Annotated in this window: 13 protein-coding genes; 5 read left to right on the plus strand and 8 right to left on the minus strand. The window is 63.6% G+C overall.

Translation table 11 applies throughout. The features are described from left to right. Nucleotides 1-162: 162 nt before the first annotated feature. Complete coding sequence (locus tag E8L99_RS23470) at nucleotides 163-609, plus strand: MarR family winged helix-turn-helix transcriptional regulator (protein ID WP_137101833.1); 447 nt, start codon at nucleotides 163-165, stop codon at nucleotides 607-609. A 10-nt stretch (nucleotides 610-619) separates the two neighbouring features. On the opposite strand, the gene E8L99_RS23475 is transcribed toward E8L99_RS23470, so the two are convergent. Together E8L99_RS23475 and E8L99_RS23480 are read right to left on the minus strand one after the other, a co-directional pair. Next, on the minus strand, nucleotides 620-1,009 hold the full coding sequence (locus E8L99_RS23475; RefSeq protein ID WP_137101834.1) for a response regulator: 390 nt from the start codon (nucleotides 1,007-1,009) through the stop codon (nucleotides 620-622). Continuing rightward, entirely contained in the window at nucleotides 993-3,362 is a 2,370-nt protein-coding gene (locus E8L99_RS23480) for an ATP-binding protein (protein WP_137101835.1), read from the minus strand. The genes E8L99_RS23475 and E8L99_RS23480 overlap by 17 nt, the downstream gene beginning before the upstream one ends. Before the next feature lie 332 nt (nucleotides 3,363-3,694). Here E8L99_RS23480 and E8L99_RS23485 point away from each other — a divergent pair, with 332 nt between their 5' ends. The 4 genes from E8L99_RS23485 (at nucleotide 3,695) to E8L99_RS23500 (ending at nucleotide 8,693) form a co-directional block, all read left to right on the plus strand. Then, nucleotides 3,695-4,051, plus strand: coding sequence for a hypothetical protein (locus E8L99_RS23485; RefSeq protein WP_137101836.1), 357 nt, complete (start codon nucleotides 3,695-3,697; stop codon nucleotides 4,049-4,051). A gap of 466 nt (nucleotides 4,052-4,517) precedes the next feature. After that, nucleotides 4,518-4,901 carry a hypothetical protein gene (locus tag E8L99_RS23490; RefSeq protein ID WP_137101837.1) on the plus strand — a complete coding sequence of 128 codons (384 nt, stop codon included), beginning with the start codon at nucleotides 4,518-4,520 and terminating at the stop codon, nucleotides 4,899-4,901. A 338-nt stretch (nucleotides 4,902-5,239) separates the two neighbouring features. Next, nucleotides 5,240-7,135 carry a hypothetical protein gene (locus E8L99_RS23495; RefSeq protein ID WP_137101838.1) on the plus strand — a complete coding sequence of 632 codons (1,896 nt, stop codon included), beginning with the start codon at nucleotides 5,240-5,242 and terminating at the stop codon, nucleotides 7,133-7,135. Between the two features lie 148 nt (nucleotides 7,136-7,283). Continuing rightward, complete coding sequence (locus E8L99_RS23500) at nucleotides 7,284-8,693, plus strand: hypothetical protein (protein WP_137101839.1); 1,410 nt, start codon at nucleotides 7,284-7,286, stop codon at nucleotides 8,691-8,693. Between the two features lie 357 nt (nucleotides 8,694-9,050). Here E8L99_RS23500 and E8L99_RS23895 read toward each other — a convergent pair whose 3' ends face one another. The 6 genes from E8L99_RS23895 to E8L99_RS23525 form a co-directional block, all read right to left on the minus strand. Then, a complete protein-coding gene (locus E8L99_RS23895) occupies nucleotides 9,051-9,218 on the minus strand; it encodes a hypothetical protein (protein ID WP_168201816.1) in 168 nt (55 codons plus the stop codon). Between the two features lie 104 nt (nucleotides 9,219-9,322). Then, nucleotides 9,323-10,801 carry a methyl-accepting chemotaxis protein gene (locus E8L99_RS23505; RefSeq protein WP_168201817.1) on the minus strand — a complete coding sequence of 493 codons (1,479 nt, stop codon included), beginning with the start codon at nucleotides 10,799-10,801 and terminating at the stop codon, nucleotides 9,323-9,325. Beyond that, nucleotides 10,798-11,091 carry a hypothetical protein gene (locus E8L99_RS23510; RefSeq protein ID WP_137101840.1) on the minus strand — a complete coding sequence of 98 codons (294 nt, stop codon included), beginning with the start codon at nucleotides 11,089-11,091 and terminating at the stop codon, nucleotides 10,798-10,800. The genes E8L99_RS23505 and E8L99_RS23510 overlap by 4 nt, the downstream gene beginning before the upstream one ends. A 297-nt stretch (nucleotides 11,092-11,388) precedes the next feature. Continuing rightward, nucleotides 11,389-13,074 (minus strand): methyl-accepting chemotaxis protein, encoded by a 1,686-nt coding sequence (locus E8L99_RS23515; protein WP_137101841.1) that lies wholly within the window; start codon nucleotides 13,072-13,074, stop codon nucleotides 11,389-11,391. 172 nt (nucleotides 13,075-13,246) lie between these two features. After that, nucleotides 13,247-13,522, minus strand: a complete 276-nt coding sequence (locus E8L99_RS23520; RefSeq protein ID WP_137101842.1) for a hypothetical protein — start codon at nucleotides 13,520-13,522, stop codon at nucleotides 13,247-13,249. A 219-nt stretch (nucleotides 13,523-13,741) separates the two neighbouring features. Continuing rightward, nucleotides 13,742-14,878, minus strand: a complete 1,137-nt coding sequence (locus E8L99_RS23525) for a PAS domain-containing protein (protein WP_137101843.1) — start codon at nucleotides 14,876-14,878, stop codon at nucleotides 13,742-13,744. Nucleotides 14,879-14,882 lie beyond the last annotated feature (4 nt).

Consider the following 14,882-nt stretch of genomic DNA (forward strand, 5'->3'; position numbering starts at 1 on the left):
TGAACAAAACTGAACAATTTCTAAAATTGCTCAGTGAGCATGTCAAGTGTCGTTTACCTCCTGCGGCGGCCTCTCAGTGACAGAGGAGGCTGTCTTGTGCATTGTCGCAAACTGAGAGAAGCCGCATGATTCGGCGGTGGGATATCGCGAACTTCAAACACCATGGCGCCAAAATCGATCAGAACTGACGTATTAGCGCGTCTCTTCGAGCAATCGACCCGTGCGCTGCACTCGTCCGGCCATAGCCACGGCCTGTTCCCCGCTCAATGGACCGCGCTGCGCTATTTCTCGACAGCCGATCGCCCACAATGCACGGCGATGAGCCTTGCTCGCTTTCAGGGAATGGCGTTCGGCCCAGTGTCCCGTACTGTCCGGACGCTCATCTCCAAGGGCTTGCTGCGCAAGGCCGGCTCCGCCGGAAAGGGACGAGCCGAACTTCTCGAGGTCTCGGACGAAGGTCGGTTGATTCTGGAGCAGGATCCGCTGGTGAGCGTGGTCGATGCACTGGCGATGTCGGATGACGCCGAGCGTGAAGCCCTTGCAAAGGCTCTGGAGCGCGTCTTGATGGCCCTTCAGTCGAAAGTCGGGCCAGATCTCGAAGCGGAATGACGCGTCCGAGCTAATGCGGTTGCTTGGCTACAATTGCGTCGATCGTCTGGATGAGAAGGTCTTCGTCGAAGGGTTTCACGAAGACACGCTCGGCGCCCCAAACCTCGGCGAGGGAGCCTGCGGTTTCTATCGTTAGGCGCGGACCACCTCCTGTCATGGCCAGGATGGGGAGATCGCGATTGCTTTCTCGTATCATTTTGATCAGCTTGAGACCGTCGATGTCTGCCATCCAGATGTCAGTCACGGCGACAGCGAACCTCTTGTGGGCAAGCGCCGCAAGCGCATCGCTTCCCGAGCCTACACATGTCGGCGCATAGCCCGCGGCGGAAAGCGCCTCGAACAGTGATGCACGCACCGCTTCAACATCATCGACGACCAGAATCTCAGCCTTGATTGACATGGGCGGTTTCCGTGTTGCGCAGAGTGACACTGGGAATGACGACGGTTATGCGGGTTCCGACACCAGGTTCCGACTGGATATCGATTGCCGCGTTCCAGGATCGGGCAATGCCGTAGACAATAGGCAGGCCAAGTCCGGTGCCTTGGCCCGGCTTCTTGGTGGTAAAGAACGGTTCCATCGCGCGAAGGCGCGTATTCTCGTCCATGCCCTCACCATCATCCTCGACCGAGAGTGTGAACCCTACGGCAGCCGAGCCGGTAAACCGAACATCGATCCGACCACCACCTCGAGTAGCATAAATTGAATTTGCGACAAGATTGGCCAAAACTTGGAATGCCTCGTTGGCATCGACCAAAGGGCCAGGTTCCGCATAATTTTCGAAGCTGAGAATAACCTGCTCCGGAAGCATGGTGCGCAGATTGCGAATAGCGGCCGACAAGGCCTTGTCCAAATGCGCCCTGGAATCGCCAGGCGTGGGTCTCACGCTTGTGAGCAACCCGGCCACGATCGCCGTTGCCCGAGCTCCCGAATCCGAGACGATATCCAGCAGCCGCCTTCGTTCATCATTCACCGGGATTGCCCGCGCAACGCGCCGCGAGAGGTTGACGATGGGGTGAAGCAGATTGTTGATCTCGTGAGCGACGCCGCCCGCCAATTGGCCGATAGCCGCCATCTTGCGTTGCTGAGCCACTCGCTCTTCGGCCGCGACTTCCTCAGTCATGTCCGAAACGATACCGCAAAGACCAAGTGAACCGGCCACCGGTCGAGCGCGAAAGCGGATCAAACGATAGTCCAGACGGCCTGGATCAAGGCGCAGGGTCGTAGAGGCGCGAAACTCGGCCCGATTGGAGAGGCTGGCAGCCAGCGCAGCTCTCGCGTCGGAATCGCCCCCTGATTGCTCATGGGCAAGAAGATCGCCAAGCCGAACGCCGGGGACCAGACCGATTCTTGTGCAGGTCGGGCCGGAGGCGAAGGTGACGACGCCAGACGCATCGCATTCCCAAAAGCTGTCAGATGCACTTTCGGCAAAAGTCCGCAACCGATTGGCGCCATCCTCGGCAGCACGGCGCGCCGCACGTTCGCGGCTCTGAAGGTCAATTGCATTGGCAATTCCCGACAACAGCAGAGAAGTGCAGGACGCAAAGTAGGTAATATTGATGGCGGTAGGATCCGCTCCAATGGAGGGGATGATATCGTGAAGCATCCTGAGCACTGCGCCCATAAACGTCGGACTCCAGCAAATCAGAAAGACCAATGCACGGCGAGGCTCCCTTGGAACCGCAGTGGCGACGAGGAAGAAGTAGCAAACGATGGCGCACATTCCGATTGGCGCCACAAACTGACGGAAAGACTGAGCCTCGACGACAACCGAAATCATCGCGGCAATCGACGTCAGGAACATTGCCCCGGCGGCCCATCCCACCAGTCGAGCGACGCGCGGATAGTGTCGGCTTGTCCGTAGAAAGAGAGGCGCATAGACCAGCATCGTACCGAAGATCAGGAACGTTCCGCCCAGAGACATCAGGCGCGCCGCCACGAGAGCTCCGGGCGCGATGATCGAGCCGACAAATGCCTGGTCGCCCAGGACGTAGCAGAGGTAGCTCAGAACCAGCGTGGCCAGAACGGCGGACACAGGATCTCGGGCAGCCAACGCCGCTGAAGCCAGATATATGGTCAAGCCCGCCAGCATGCCGAAAGCGATCCCGAACAGCAGGTTCTCAAAGGCGTAGCTGCTCAGGAAATCGAAATCGCTATGCAGCCACAACGATGCCCGCATCGATGAGGGGGTCTGAAAACGCACATAAATGGTTTTCCCGGCGATCTCTTTGCCCGGGACGATGATCACGGGATAGCGCGTAGCGAGATCCGTGGTTGGCGATCCCGCTCCAATGCGCCACTCCAGAGAGTGCCATCCCTCGCCCGTCGGGATATAGACAGTCATCGTCCGGGCGCGCGGTTCGCGCAACGCCAAGGCCTGGTCACCAGTCCGGTCGTTGACGATGGATGGCACGACCAGCCGGAGCCAAACAGCCGCAGACCCGGTTGGAGACGGACCGTAATTTGCCGCGTTTCTGCCATCGGCCCTGACGAACGCATCTGCATCGCGAGACGCCTCGCCAATGGTCATCTGCCCTGTTGGGTCAATCAGATGATCTGCCAGCGGCCCCACAAATCGCCGGTATTCGGACCCATTGGCCTGTGTGGCGAACGCCATTGCGACAAGTGCGAACAGGAGCGCCGCAAAACCATCGCAAACAGATCGACGCCAGGCCGGACGCCGGGCTCTCCTGCGGCCGCGCTGGCCAGATAATCCAGGCAAACGGCCTGCCCAGCCTTCAATCGACAGAACCATCTCCTCTCGCCGCGAACGCAGTCATCGAGAGTGAAGCACCAAACATGGGAATCACCAAGTGAATTGCTCACTGGTCCCTTTATGGTGCGACGTCCTGAGAAGTGGTGCCACCGTTCTGGTTGTGGTCCGTCCTGAGTTCGCCCCATCGGCTTGGATGGCCCTCTCACGCGGCTGAGCAGCGGAGGCAGAATCCCCCTGCAAGGTGCGGAGCGCCTGATGCCGGAGCGGATGAGACCCGAAGACCAGCCTGCGAAGTTGCAGTCGCCCGCGTTCTTTCCCTTGCGTTAGTCATTCTTATATGGCTCACTGAGCATTATAAGAAGGAGATTCCCATGAGAGCTGCAGTTGTGATTGCCGGACTTTGCGCAGGGTTGGCCGTTTCGATGACCGCCTCGCCTGCGAGCGCAGCGGGTTGCGGAGGCTATGTGAACGTCTGGGTTTCCGGCTGCGCGCCTTGGGACAACAATCCCCGCCGTATGCCGGGCGCTCCAGGCTACGCGCCTCCCCGCGCAACGCCTCCCCGCATAGCAACTCCGGTTTTTGCACCGCCGCAGCAGCGCATCGTCCAGCCAGGGGTCGGCAACAGGTTCATTTCGGACCAGGGCGGCGGCCTGATCAGCAACAACCGCGGTGGGCTCATCAGCAACAACCGCGGCGGCGTGGTCTCCAACGGCGGCCCCTGGCGCTGAAAAGACTGAAAGGTAAGACCATGAAACTGATAGCGGCCTCGGCCCTCCTTGGTATCGTCATGCTTTCCGCAACTGCATCCCGGCCTGCTGAGGCGGCGGGTTGCGGCGGTTATGTCAATGTTTGGGTTTCCGGTTGTGCGCCCTGGGACAACAATCCCCGCCGCATGCCGGGCGCTCCAGGCTACGCCGCGCCGCGCACATCGGCTCCAACGTTTGCCCCGCAGCAACCTCGCATCGTTGTTCAGCCGACGACAGGCAACAGGTTCATCAGCACAAACGGGGGCAATCTGATCAGCAACAATCGCGGCAGAATCGTCTCCGACCACGGCGGTGGAATGGTTTCGAACGCCTCGGGCACCTTGCGCCGATGATGGAGCCTCATCGGGGCCTGGCACTGACCATGCTGGGCCTCGGCATCCTGGTCTGCGTTCCATCTCCCGCACGGGCCGAGACACCCGCGGCGTGCATGCGCTCACTCGACAGAACATTCGAGCAGCTGGACCGATTCAACGCCAATACCAACGCCTTGACTCTCCGCTTCACGCCAGCCACGGCCGAGCAGCTCAGAGCCATGTCGGAATCGGAAAGACGCACCTACTTCAACAATTTCAGAGCGTTGTGCCGATCGGGGAGATCGGCCATTCCAATCTTGAACCGCATTGCGGCACGGGTGCGCTCCCCGGCTTGCAGAGCTGGCTTGACGGCTGAAGCTGCGGCGGCAGGTCAAACCTACGAAGTTCAGCTTGCTTCGATAGCCGAAGCCGAGCAGCGGTTCCGGGAACGCATCGCCAGGCTCGACGCATCTTGTCGGGACGCAATGGCTGCAATTCGCAGAATCACGCGCCTCTGAAGAGTGAATCACGCTGTCGGGACGACGTCACCAGGCATTTGTTGGCGATTTTTGAGTTTTGCCAACGCAGCTAGATGCTTACGGCACCGGGAACATACGCAAGTAGAACGCGTCCTTAGTTCTAGAACTCGAACTGATCTGCCACTGAAGTGTCATCCAGAGGCGGTTAGCGCCTCGGCCGTTGCGTCTCAGCAAGGTCGTATCGGCCCATCGGAGCGCTCGCCTCCGGGAATTGGAATCATGCCCAGAGGCGGCCGGGAATCCCACGAGCCTGTTGATCGGCTTTTGCTCTGGTCCAGACCGTTTCGAAGCATCCGTCGACCTTCCATCACGTTAGCTTGCGTGAATTCGCGCTCGGAGAGTTAGGCATGCGACTGCCCCCGTTCGTTCTCGCCCTCTTGGTCGCGGCCGCCCCGGCTTTCGCGCAGGTGCCCTCCTTCGACCCGCCGACGCTGCCGCAAAACTGCGCGTCGGGTACCGAACCCTGTCCGATGCTCGACTTCACGCGCCAGGCGCTTGCGCCGGCCCTTGACGGTGTCGTCCTGTCGATCGTGCGCGGGCAGCCGGCGCTGTTCAGCGCAACGAGCCGGGATCCTGCCTTGCCGTCATTCGTGCTCACCTGGTTTGAGGAACCGAGGCCCATGCCAGCCTCGCAGATCGTCGAAGGCTTCCTGCAGGCGATCCGGCGGCCCGGCGAGACCTGCGCTCACCGGCCGCACGGCCAGCCGACGGCAGTGGGGCTGATGTTCGTCCTGAGCTGCCGGGTCACGGCGACAGGCGTGGGCCGGCAGCTGTTCTTCTTCATCGCAAGCGGACGTCAGAGAGCCGGCGGGTTCGCGATCATGGGATCGGTCGACCAAAGCAAGGCCCTGATCGCCCGCGGCGAGCGGATGGCCCAGGCGCTGACCCAGGTCGCGCTCCGGGTTCAGGGCGGCGGCGGGCAGCCGGTTCAGCCACAGGTCGCACCACCAGTACCGCAGGCTCAGGCCGCCCCGCCGGCAACCGTTGTGCCGCCACGGCCGCAGCAGGCGCAGGCGCCCTCTTTCGACCCACCGCCGCTGCCGCCACTCTGCACGGCCGGCACCGAGCCCTGCCCTTTGCTCGACTTCACGCGCCGGGCGCTGGCGCCCGCCCTGAATGGCGTGACTCTCGTCATCGTCCCCGGACAGGTCGCGCTGTTCGATGCGACGACCACCGATCCGGCCCTGCCGGACTTCAGTCTGGTCTGGTTCGAGCAATCTCCGCCGATCGCGCCCAACCTGGTGCTTACCCAGACAACCAACGCCATCCGTCAGCCTGGCGAGTTCTGCGTGGACCGGCCTCACGGCCAGCCGAACGCGATCGGACAGATGTTCGTCATGAGCTGCGCGACCGTCACGTCCGGCGCGGGAAGCCAGTTGTTCTTCTTCATCGCGGGCGGCCAGCAGCGAACCGGCGGATTTACGTTGCTTGGGACACTCGCCAACGGCCCGGCTCTGATTGCTCGCGGCGAGCGGATGGTCCAGGCGCTGACCCAGGTCGCGCTTCAGGGTCAGGGCGGCGGCGGGCAGCCGGTTCAGCCCCAGGTCACCCCGCCAAGGCCACAGCAGACGCAGGCCGGCGGGCAGGTCCCGAATACCGGACGCTTCACGGGCCAGCCGGCGGCTGCCCCGATCGCTCAGGCAACGCCTCAGACTCCGCCCAATGCGCGGCCCGCGGCGCCAGCCGCATCCGCCAGCCCGCCCCCCGAGGTGCGGATCCAGACTGTGCGCGGGTTGATGCGCGACAAGCCCTTCAGCCTTTCCTATCCGGACGAGTTCCAGCAGAAGGGTTCCGGATCTGAGCTGTTTCTCGACCATTCGAGGGCGCTGTTTCAGGTTTCGCTGAAGATCGCGCCGGCCGCTGCCGGCGCCAGCGCTCAGGCAGCGGCGCGCGGTCCCGCCGCCCAGGTCGCAGCAGCCGACAGGGCGGCCTTTGCCGATTTCAGCCTTGAACACCGCTCCCTGGTGATACTGCCGGCAGGCCCGACGCACATCTATGTCGCGACGATGACATCGCCGATGGGCGACCGGCCGCGGCTGCGCATGGTGGTCGCCGAACTGTTCAGCGAGGGCCGACGCTATGAACTGGCCTTCACCACGGGCGAGGATGTCTTTGCGACAGCGGGCAACGCGATCGGCTTCATGCTGGCCAATTTCGCCCCGACCAATGCGCCTCGCACCTGTTGCGCCGAGCCTGTGTCGCTGCCGTGGTAGCGGCCAGGGGGACCATCTGTCCGCCGCTGGACCGGAGCTTTCGCCGACGGCACCTAAAGGCCCGGCCTTCACGCCTGGATGCTGTCATCCAGAGCCCTTAGGGCTCGTACCCAAATCATGGTCGATGCTTGAAGCGGCAGGAGAATCCATGCGCAAACTCTTCTTTTGGCTGGCAATGTTCATCCTGGCAGGCCCCGCCGCCGCACAAGGATCCGGCAAGCTGACGCCATTGCCCGGTGGCCCCGCCTTGCTTGATTGGGTGCGCAGCACCCTGGCCGAGGCGCTCGACGGCGTGACCCAGATCGAGCCGGGGCGCAGTCCTAGCGTGTTCATCGCCCGTACCGGAAGCCCCGACCTGCCGGTGTTCAATATCAGCGTGGTGGAGCAGATGCCGTCGGAGGCACCTGAAACCATGACGAAGGGATTCATCAGCTCCTTCCGCGCCTCCTGCGGCCCGCTCCGCTTGCGCGGCCACTTGTCTGAGAATGAGCTCTACTTCGAACACCTCTCCATCGAGTGCCCGGGCATCACCGCGTCCGGACTGTACCTCTGGATCTTGGCCTACAAGGATAGCGATCGGACACAGCTGATAGCGCTCAGTGGCAGTCTCGCCGCGACCGCGGCAATCAACGCCCGTGGCGAGAAGTTGGCGGCAGCACTCGGTCTCCGGATTTATCCCACCTCTCGCAGCCTGACCGAAGCCGTGGCGGTAGCCCAGGCCTTCTTTGGCACTCCCGACGACTATGAGCTGTCCGCTTTCACTTCGCTCGGAGGTGGGCGAGGCCGTCTCCGGGTCAAAGAAATGATCCTGACTGGCAAACCCGGCGCCTGGGAAGTGAATGCGCCGTCCTGCTCTGCCATCCGCGTGCGAGAAATCGAGGATGGTCCTCCGACCAGCGTGAGTTCGGACAGCACGATCGACCTACAGCGACTTGCCGCTCTGGTGAAGCGGCAAGGTCCCGATCTGATCACTAGCGCGGGAGCCTATGGGACGCGCACTATCCTCGCCTCGTCACCCAGACCGGTGACCAGTCCCCTTGCTCTCGAAAGCGGCAGCCTGTCTCCTGCTTCAGCCAACTATGCACAACTGGATTCGCTCCTTGTCGCATGGGAGCGCTTCTGCGCGTCGGCAACTCCGGTTAAGGCTGAAGCAACGCAAGCGCCGGCCGGCTCATCGACGGCCACGGCCTCCGCAGCCTCCATGTCTCAGCCCGCGCCGGCAGCACCCGCGCCGTCGCAGGTTGCGCAGGCGGCGCCCGGTCAGCCCGGTGCCGCACCCCAGCGTGCCTGCGACCGGGAGGGATCGCGCACCAACATCGCGCGTGGCCGCACATCCGGCGTCATCGACGAGCCGTCTAGCGACGCACGCGGCCCGTTCTTGAGTGTCGATGCCGCATGGTGGCGGTCGGTGTCCCAGTCGTTCCGCCAGGACATGGCCGATATCGTCCACTGCGCCTCAGGACGCTGGGGCACGCCGCTCGCACTGCGCATTCTCGACCGGACGACCCGCGCCGAGATCGGCATCTTCGCCGCCGGCAATTACAGAGCAGCGCCTTGATGCAATCTGGATGGCATTGGGACCACCAAAGGCTCACACCCTACTGATGCAGGAACGCCCATAATGGCCGAAGGCACCAAGCGCTTGATCATCATGCCAACAATTGGAGAGCGATTGCAGATATTACCGAAGCCGCCTCAGGTTCTCAAAATTCGTTGGAATATCAAATTCTTGCAGTAGGCCATCAAAGGAGGAACATCCTCCCGCTACCATTCTAACCTCCAACTTTTGGCCTACGAGGGCCTCACAGTCTGGTTGGGATATCAAACTCAATTAGTTGGCGGTTTGCGCAACAACGCCCTCCCGCTACCATTTCAAATACCACAATCCGCATGCGCCGAACGTGGGCGCAGGTTCTCAGCCGTCGTTTGCGGCGTTGAGCTTCTTCGGATCGATCGCGGGCTCCGGGGGAACGGCGCGCCCGTTGCCGGTCGCCATCTCCTTCTTTTCCCGCTCGGTCGGGCGGACCGGCGGCACGGCGCCGTCATCGCGCGGCACGGGCGCAGTCTGGTCGGGATCATCCATGGCGCGGGGTCCTCGTGGGATTCACGTGGACCATGCGGCGCACAGCCAGAAGTTCCGGGCGCGACCCGCATGGTCGCGCCCCGATGTGACGGGCGACATGGCCCTCAGGCGGCGACCTTGCCGAGGAAGGCCTCGATCTCGCCGCCAAGCTCGGCGGCAGATGCCTCCACACGCACAGCCGTATCAGTCATTGCGGTGGCGGAGCGCTCATTCACAGACATGGTGACGGAGATGTCGCGCACGGAGGCCTCGATCCCTTCGGCAAGGCTTGCCGCCTGATCGATGCTGCGGGTGATCTCGGCCGTTGCCGCGTTCTGCTCCTCGATGGCCGCAGCCAGCGCCGCGGTGTTCTGATCGATCTCGCCCATCCGGCGCGCAATGCCGGCAATGGCGCCAACCGCATTCTGGGTCAGGCCCTGAACCGAACTGATCTGGTCACTGATCTCCTCCGTCGCCTTGGAGGTCTGGACGGCAAGCGACTTCACCTCCGACGCAACCACCGCGAAGCCGCGGCCAGCCTCGCCGGCGCGTGCCGCCTCGATGGTCGCATTGAGGGCGAGCAGATTGGTCTGCTCGGCAATGGTCTGGATGAGGGCGACGACGGCGCCGATCTTCTCGGCGGCGGCTGCGAGATCCGCGATATTGCCGTTGGTCGTCTCGGCATCCTGCGCCGCGGTCCGCACGATCGCTGCGGTCTCGCCGACCTTGGTGGCAAATTCCGAGATCGAACCCGACAACTGACCCGTGGCGGCAGCGACCGCGCTGATATTGCTCACCGCGAGACGCGAAGCTTCCGCCGCCTCCTCGGTCGTGCGCACGGTGCCGGCGGTCGAGGCCCGCACCGAACTGGAGGTGCCGCCGAGTTCCGCCATGCTGGAGCGTACGCCCGACAGGAGACCGGCGACACGGCCCTTGAAGCCGGCAATGGCGGTCTCGACGTCCTTCTGGCGACGCGCCTGGTCCTCGGCTGCCCGGCGCTCCTTGTCGGCGCCGGCTGCGATCTCGACCTGGGCGAGGCCAGCGGTCGCGACTGCCTCGTCCGACACCCCGAATGCCGTGGCAAGGCTGTGGCAGAGCCAGGACAGAGCCGCGGCCTGGGCGACAAGGATCACCGCATGAATCACGACGCGGCCGAAGTCGCCGCCATCGGGGAAGACCGCGATGGGGTAGAGCATGTTGAGGCCGAGATGATGGACCGCGACGACTGCCGTATAGGCCACCACCGCCCTCCAGCAGCACCACAGCGCCAGGACCGCGAGGCCCGCGAAGAAGGCCATGTGCATGTCCATCTGGTAGCTGGACCGCTCCAGCGCGAGAACGAGGACAGCCACAAGGCCCGCACCCGTCACCGCGGAGGCGAGGCGCGCGCCAAGGTCGATGCGTCCCTTGCCGAGAGCCAGAAGTCCAAGCCCGGCGCCGCCGATCGCCAGCGCGCTCACCAGCAGCGGGGAACCAGCGCTCCTGAGATTGACGACGGCGATGATCACCAGCGCCAGCCCTGCGATCACCAGCCGCATCACCTTGGAAACGGTGCCGCGCAGCACATCGAGCGTCGAATGCGGGGACATGGAGAGACTGGTCATCGGCGCAACTCCGCGGCGAACGAGAAGAGAGGAGACAGGCAGGCCGTCAAGGTGGCGGCATCAAGGACGAGGAGCGCACCTTCGCCATAGAGCCGCGTCACGAAATCAGGTTCGGTCGACCGGGCGACCACGATGCGGTGGGTACGGCCAGGAGCGATCAGGTCGCCCTGGGCACGGGCCGCGATGGTGGCGGCGCCACCGCGATCGGCCGACCAGGCGATGACGGCGACGGGCTGCCCCGACCGCGGCGCCAGCACGGCGGCAGCCGGCGCGACCAGACCAAAGGTCATCGCGAGCACGACAAGGGCACGATGCCTAATGGACGTTGCGGGCCTGTGGTTCGCGGTCATGCGATCAGTAGCCAGCCAAATGGAAAACAATTGGTGAATGACTCTACGGCACTTGGCGCAAAGGAATGCTCGTTCCCGACGATGATGCGAGGCCATGACCGACCGGAGAGCCCTCGGCTTGATTCATGACGTAAGACAATCCGCCATCATCTGCGGTTTCCTTTGCGGTATCGACAGCCGACGCAAAAAGGCCGCCCTGCGGCGGCCTCCTTGCGGCATTGGAATGGAGGGGCTGCGTCAGGCGGCCCGCACCGTCGCCAGGAAGGCATCGACCTGCGACTTGAGCAGGCTGCCCTGCGAGGAGAGTTCCTGCGCCGCCGACAGCACCTGCGCCGAAGCCGAGCCGGTATCGACGGCGCCGCGGTTGACCTCCGTGATGCTGGACGCGACCTCCGCCGTGCCCTTGGCGGCCTCCTGGACATTGCGGGCGATCTCCTGGGTCGCAGCGCCCTGCTCCTCGACCGCCGCCGCGATTGCGGTGGCGATATCCGACACTTCCACGATGGTCTGGCCGATCGCCTTGATCGAACCGGCTGCCTCGCGCGTCGCGGCCTGCATCGAGTTGATCTGCGCGGTGATAGCTTCTGTCGCCTTGGCGGTCTGGCCGGCGAGCTGCTTGACCTCCGATGCCACCACAGCGAAGCCCTTGCCGGCTTCGCCTGCGCGCGCCGCCTCGATCGTGGCGTTGAGCGCCAAAAGGTTGGTCTGCTCGGCAACGGCGGTGATCAGCTTGACCACCTCGCCAATGCGGCCGGCGGCATCCAGCAGCGCGGTCACCTGCACATCGGTTTCCCGGGCCTGGCGCACGGCGTCCTGGGCCTTGTGGCTGGAGGCCTGCACCTGACGGCCGATCTCGTCGACCGAGGAGGTCATCTCGTCGGTAGCGGCAGCAACCGACTGGACATTGCTGGAGGCCTCTTCCGAGGCTGACGCCACGAAGCCCGCCATCTGCTGGGTGTTGTCGGCCGTGTGGGTCAGCGTGTTGGCGGCGGCCTCCAGTTCGGTGGATGCCGAGGTCACGGTGCTGATCACTTCGCCCACAGAGCGTTCGAACTCGGCCACGGCAGAGGCCACCACATTGGCCCGACGCTCCTTGGTCGCGCGCTCCCGATCCTGTTCGGCGGCGTTGCGGCGGTTCTCAGCGAGGTTTTCCTTGAAGGTTTCCAGCGCACCGGCCAGCTTGCCGATCTCGTCGGCCTGGCCGAGTGAGGGCACCGCGACATCGGTGTCGCCACCGGCGACCTTCAGCATGGCCGAGGTCATCGCGTTCAAGGGCCGGGTGACGAACGAGAGGACGATGTAGGCAACCAGGCCGATGCTGAGCACAGCAAAAACGAGGGCGATCAGCATGCTCAACCTGGCCTGGGCATAGGACTCGGCGGCCGCCCGGCGGCCATCCGCCATGCGGGCCTCGTTGCGCTGCTCATAGGAGCGAAAGACCGCCCTGACCTGCTCGATCGCCGGCGCGACCGTGTAGGCCAGCTTGCCGGATGTATCGTAATCACCGCTCCGGGCGATCGTCTTGATCTTCTGATGTTCGGCCTCATAGACCGCCACCAGCTGCCGGATCTTGTCCATCTCGGCGCGGCCTGTCTCTCCCAAGGCCGCCCGCTGCAGCTGGTCGACCCGGTTCATCAGCCGGCGGTGCTCGTCGACGGCACCCTTCTCGAAGGCTTCGCGGTCAGACAGCGGCATCTCGATCGGCAGGAATTCGACATTGCGCGCATAGGCCATGAGATTGGCCGTGGCCCGGCCGGCACTGAACACCCGGACGTTCGCCTCTTCGATCTTGATGATCGCGTTGTTCATGGCGTTGAATTCGTAGAGAGCGAGACCGCCGACCGTCAGCATGGTCATGACCAGCAGGCCGATGGCCGAGAAGATCTTGGGGGCAATGGCGAGGTTACGAAACGAGCGGATCATGCCAGCCTTCTTGCGAGTTGCGGAACGATGTGAAGGGCAACCGCAGGCGGGGTCATGCGGCTTTGATTTGTGATAATTGTACGTGAATTTTACGTATTTTTGCCTGATGAGGCCGAGACGAGCGCCAAGGCTCGAATTGGATCTCGCCCTGCTGCGTGAAGAATCTGCGTGATCAGGCGAGCTCTGTCAGGGGCGCGTCGTCCTCGACCGGCGGCAGATCCTTCTGAACCTCACGCAGGAACTTGATGTTGGCCTCGAACAGCCGGATCGTGGCGGTGCCGACATCGATCATCATGGCGTTGCGCACGGCGGGATCGAAGCCGCAAGCATGGAGGCGCGCCTGCTGCGCCTGGATGTCCGACAGGAGCCGGGTGAAGCCGTTGAGGATGGCGTGCGTGCCATCTTCCTCCGGGGCTTTGATGACAGCCGGAAACGAAATCACGTTCATCGAGGCCCCCTGGCAGATGTGAGCAGGGGGGAACCACTGGCTCCGTCACGCCCTACTGACGCTGGGGAATGTGACGGTTTACCAGAAAGATTTCGTCAATCAAAAATTCATCTGTGTCACAGGGAAGACAGGCACAGCGCGGGCAAATTTCGCGCGCCGAGAAGGCTATTGAAGATCACAATCACAAAATTTGCGCGATCCGGCGGGCCGGCGAGGATCTCAAGCGCGGAATTTGCGCGCCTTCTTGGTCACGGCAACACTGGCGTCCGGCATTGCCACGAAGGCAGCCCCACCTGATTCAACCGCCGTCCTGACGGATGTCCAGGCCGCATCGCTCGAATCCAGCTGACGGGCTTCCTCCATCCGCCTCACCACCGCCGGTGTGACGCCGGCGCGGGAAGCCAGTTCGCGAACCGACCAATTGAGCAGGCCGCGCGCGGCCCTCAGGTGGTCGCCTCCGATCAACGTGGCAGAACTGGCTGCGCTGACCGGCCCATCAAGCTGGTCGTCGAGTTCGTGGACATCGACGCAGGCGCCGACCCAGCGCTTCACACTGCCATCCGCGTTCAGCACCGGGGCGCCACGCGCGATAAACCAGCGGTACTCGCCGGACCGCAAGAGCAGCCGGTGGCGGACCACATAGGCCTCGCGCCGGTCCTGCGCGAGACGCCAGACTTTTGCAGTGCCGGGCCTGTCGTCAGGATGGATCGCATTGAGCCAGCCATCGGCCGCGCTTTCATGGAGCTGTTGCCCCGTGAGTTCAGACCAGAGCGGCAGGTCTGCCTTGGGCTCACCGTCAGAAATGCTCCAGAACACACAGTGGATCGCATGAGCCAGTTCCGTCTGGTGGCGGATGGCCTCGCCCGCCCGCTCCTGCGCGAGACGCGCCGCAGAAATGTCGAAGACCATATGCACGAGATCCAGCGGCTGGCCGGCATCGTCGTGTTTCAACTCGTAGGTGATGCGGACCCAGCGCAGCAGGCCGTCAGGCCGGATGATCCGGAACTCGCCATGCACGGCCAACTGGCCGGACGGCCCGACGGGGGCCAACTGGGTGCGGAACTGCCCGCGATCGCCCGGGTGAACGAGCGGCTCGATATCCTCAATGCTGCGCAAACCGGCCCCGTCGCGCAGCACGAGCAGGTCCAGAAGCCCCCGCGAGCAGGCAATCGAACCGTTGCGCAGGTCTTCCCAGGCGACGCCGAAACGCCCGACGCGCTCGATCACGCCGAGCAGGCCAAGGTGGATCATCACCTCAACTTCGGAAGGGATTGCGGCAAGCACGGCACGACTCACAAAAATGTTATCTGACCCTACGTCATAATGACAAACGATTGCAATTTCTCCCGCGCCCACGCGT

This window comes from Phreatobacter aquaticus (assembly GCF_005160265.1).
Taxonomy (GTDB): Bacteria; Pseudomonadota; Alphaproteobacteria; order Rhizobiales; family Phreatobacteraceae; genus Phreatobacter; species Phreatobacter aquaticus.

Bases quoted from the DNA above. Each gene is read 5' to 3' on its own strand.
- E8L99_RS23475 (WP_137101834.1), bottom strand. From the start codon at position 1,009: ATGTCAATCAAGGCTGAGATTCTGGTCGTCGATGATGTTGAAGCGGTG.
- E8L99_RS23480 (WP_137101835.1), bottom strand. From the start codon at position 3,362: ATGGTTCTGTCGATTGAAGGCTGGGCAGGCCGTTTGCCTGGATTATCT.
- E8L99_RS23505 (WP_168201817.1), bottom strand. From the start codon at position 10,801: ATGACCAGTCTCTCCATGTCCCCGCATTCGACGCTCGATGTGCTGCGC.
- E8L99_RS23510 (WP_137101840.1), bottom strand. From the start codon at position 11,091: ATGACCTTTGGTCTGGTCGCGCCGGCTGCCGCCGTGCTGGCGCCGCGG.
- E8L99_RS23470 (WP_137101833.1), top strand. From the start codon at position 163: ATGGCGCCAAAATCGATCAGAACTGACGTATTAGCGCGTCTCTTCGAG.
- E8L99_RS23490 (WP_137101837.1), top strand. From the start codon at position 4,518: ATGCGCTCACTCGACAGAACATTCGAGCAGCTGGACCGATTCAACGCC.
- E8L99_RS23520 (WP_137101842.1), bottom strand. From the start codon at position 13,522: ATGAACGTGATTTCGTTTCCGGCTGTCATCAAAGCCCCGGAGGAAGAT.
- E8L99_RS23895 (WP_168201816.1), bottom strand. From the start codon at position 9,218: ATGGATGATCCCGACCAGACTGCGCCCGTGCCGCGCGATGACGGCGCC.
- E8L99_RS23500 (WP_137101839.1), top strand. From the start codon at position 7,284: ATGCGCAAACTCTTCTTTTGGCTGGCAATGTTCATCCTGGCAGGCCCC.
- E8L99_RS23485 (WP_137101836.1), top strand. From the start codon at position 3,695: ATGAGAGCTGCAGTTGTGATTGCCGGACTTTGCGCAGGGTTGGCCGTT.
- E8L99_RS23515 (WP_137101841.1), bottom strand. From the start codon at position 13,074: ATGATCCGCTCGTTTCGTAACCTCGCCATTGCCCCCAAGATCTTCTCG.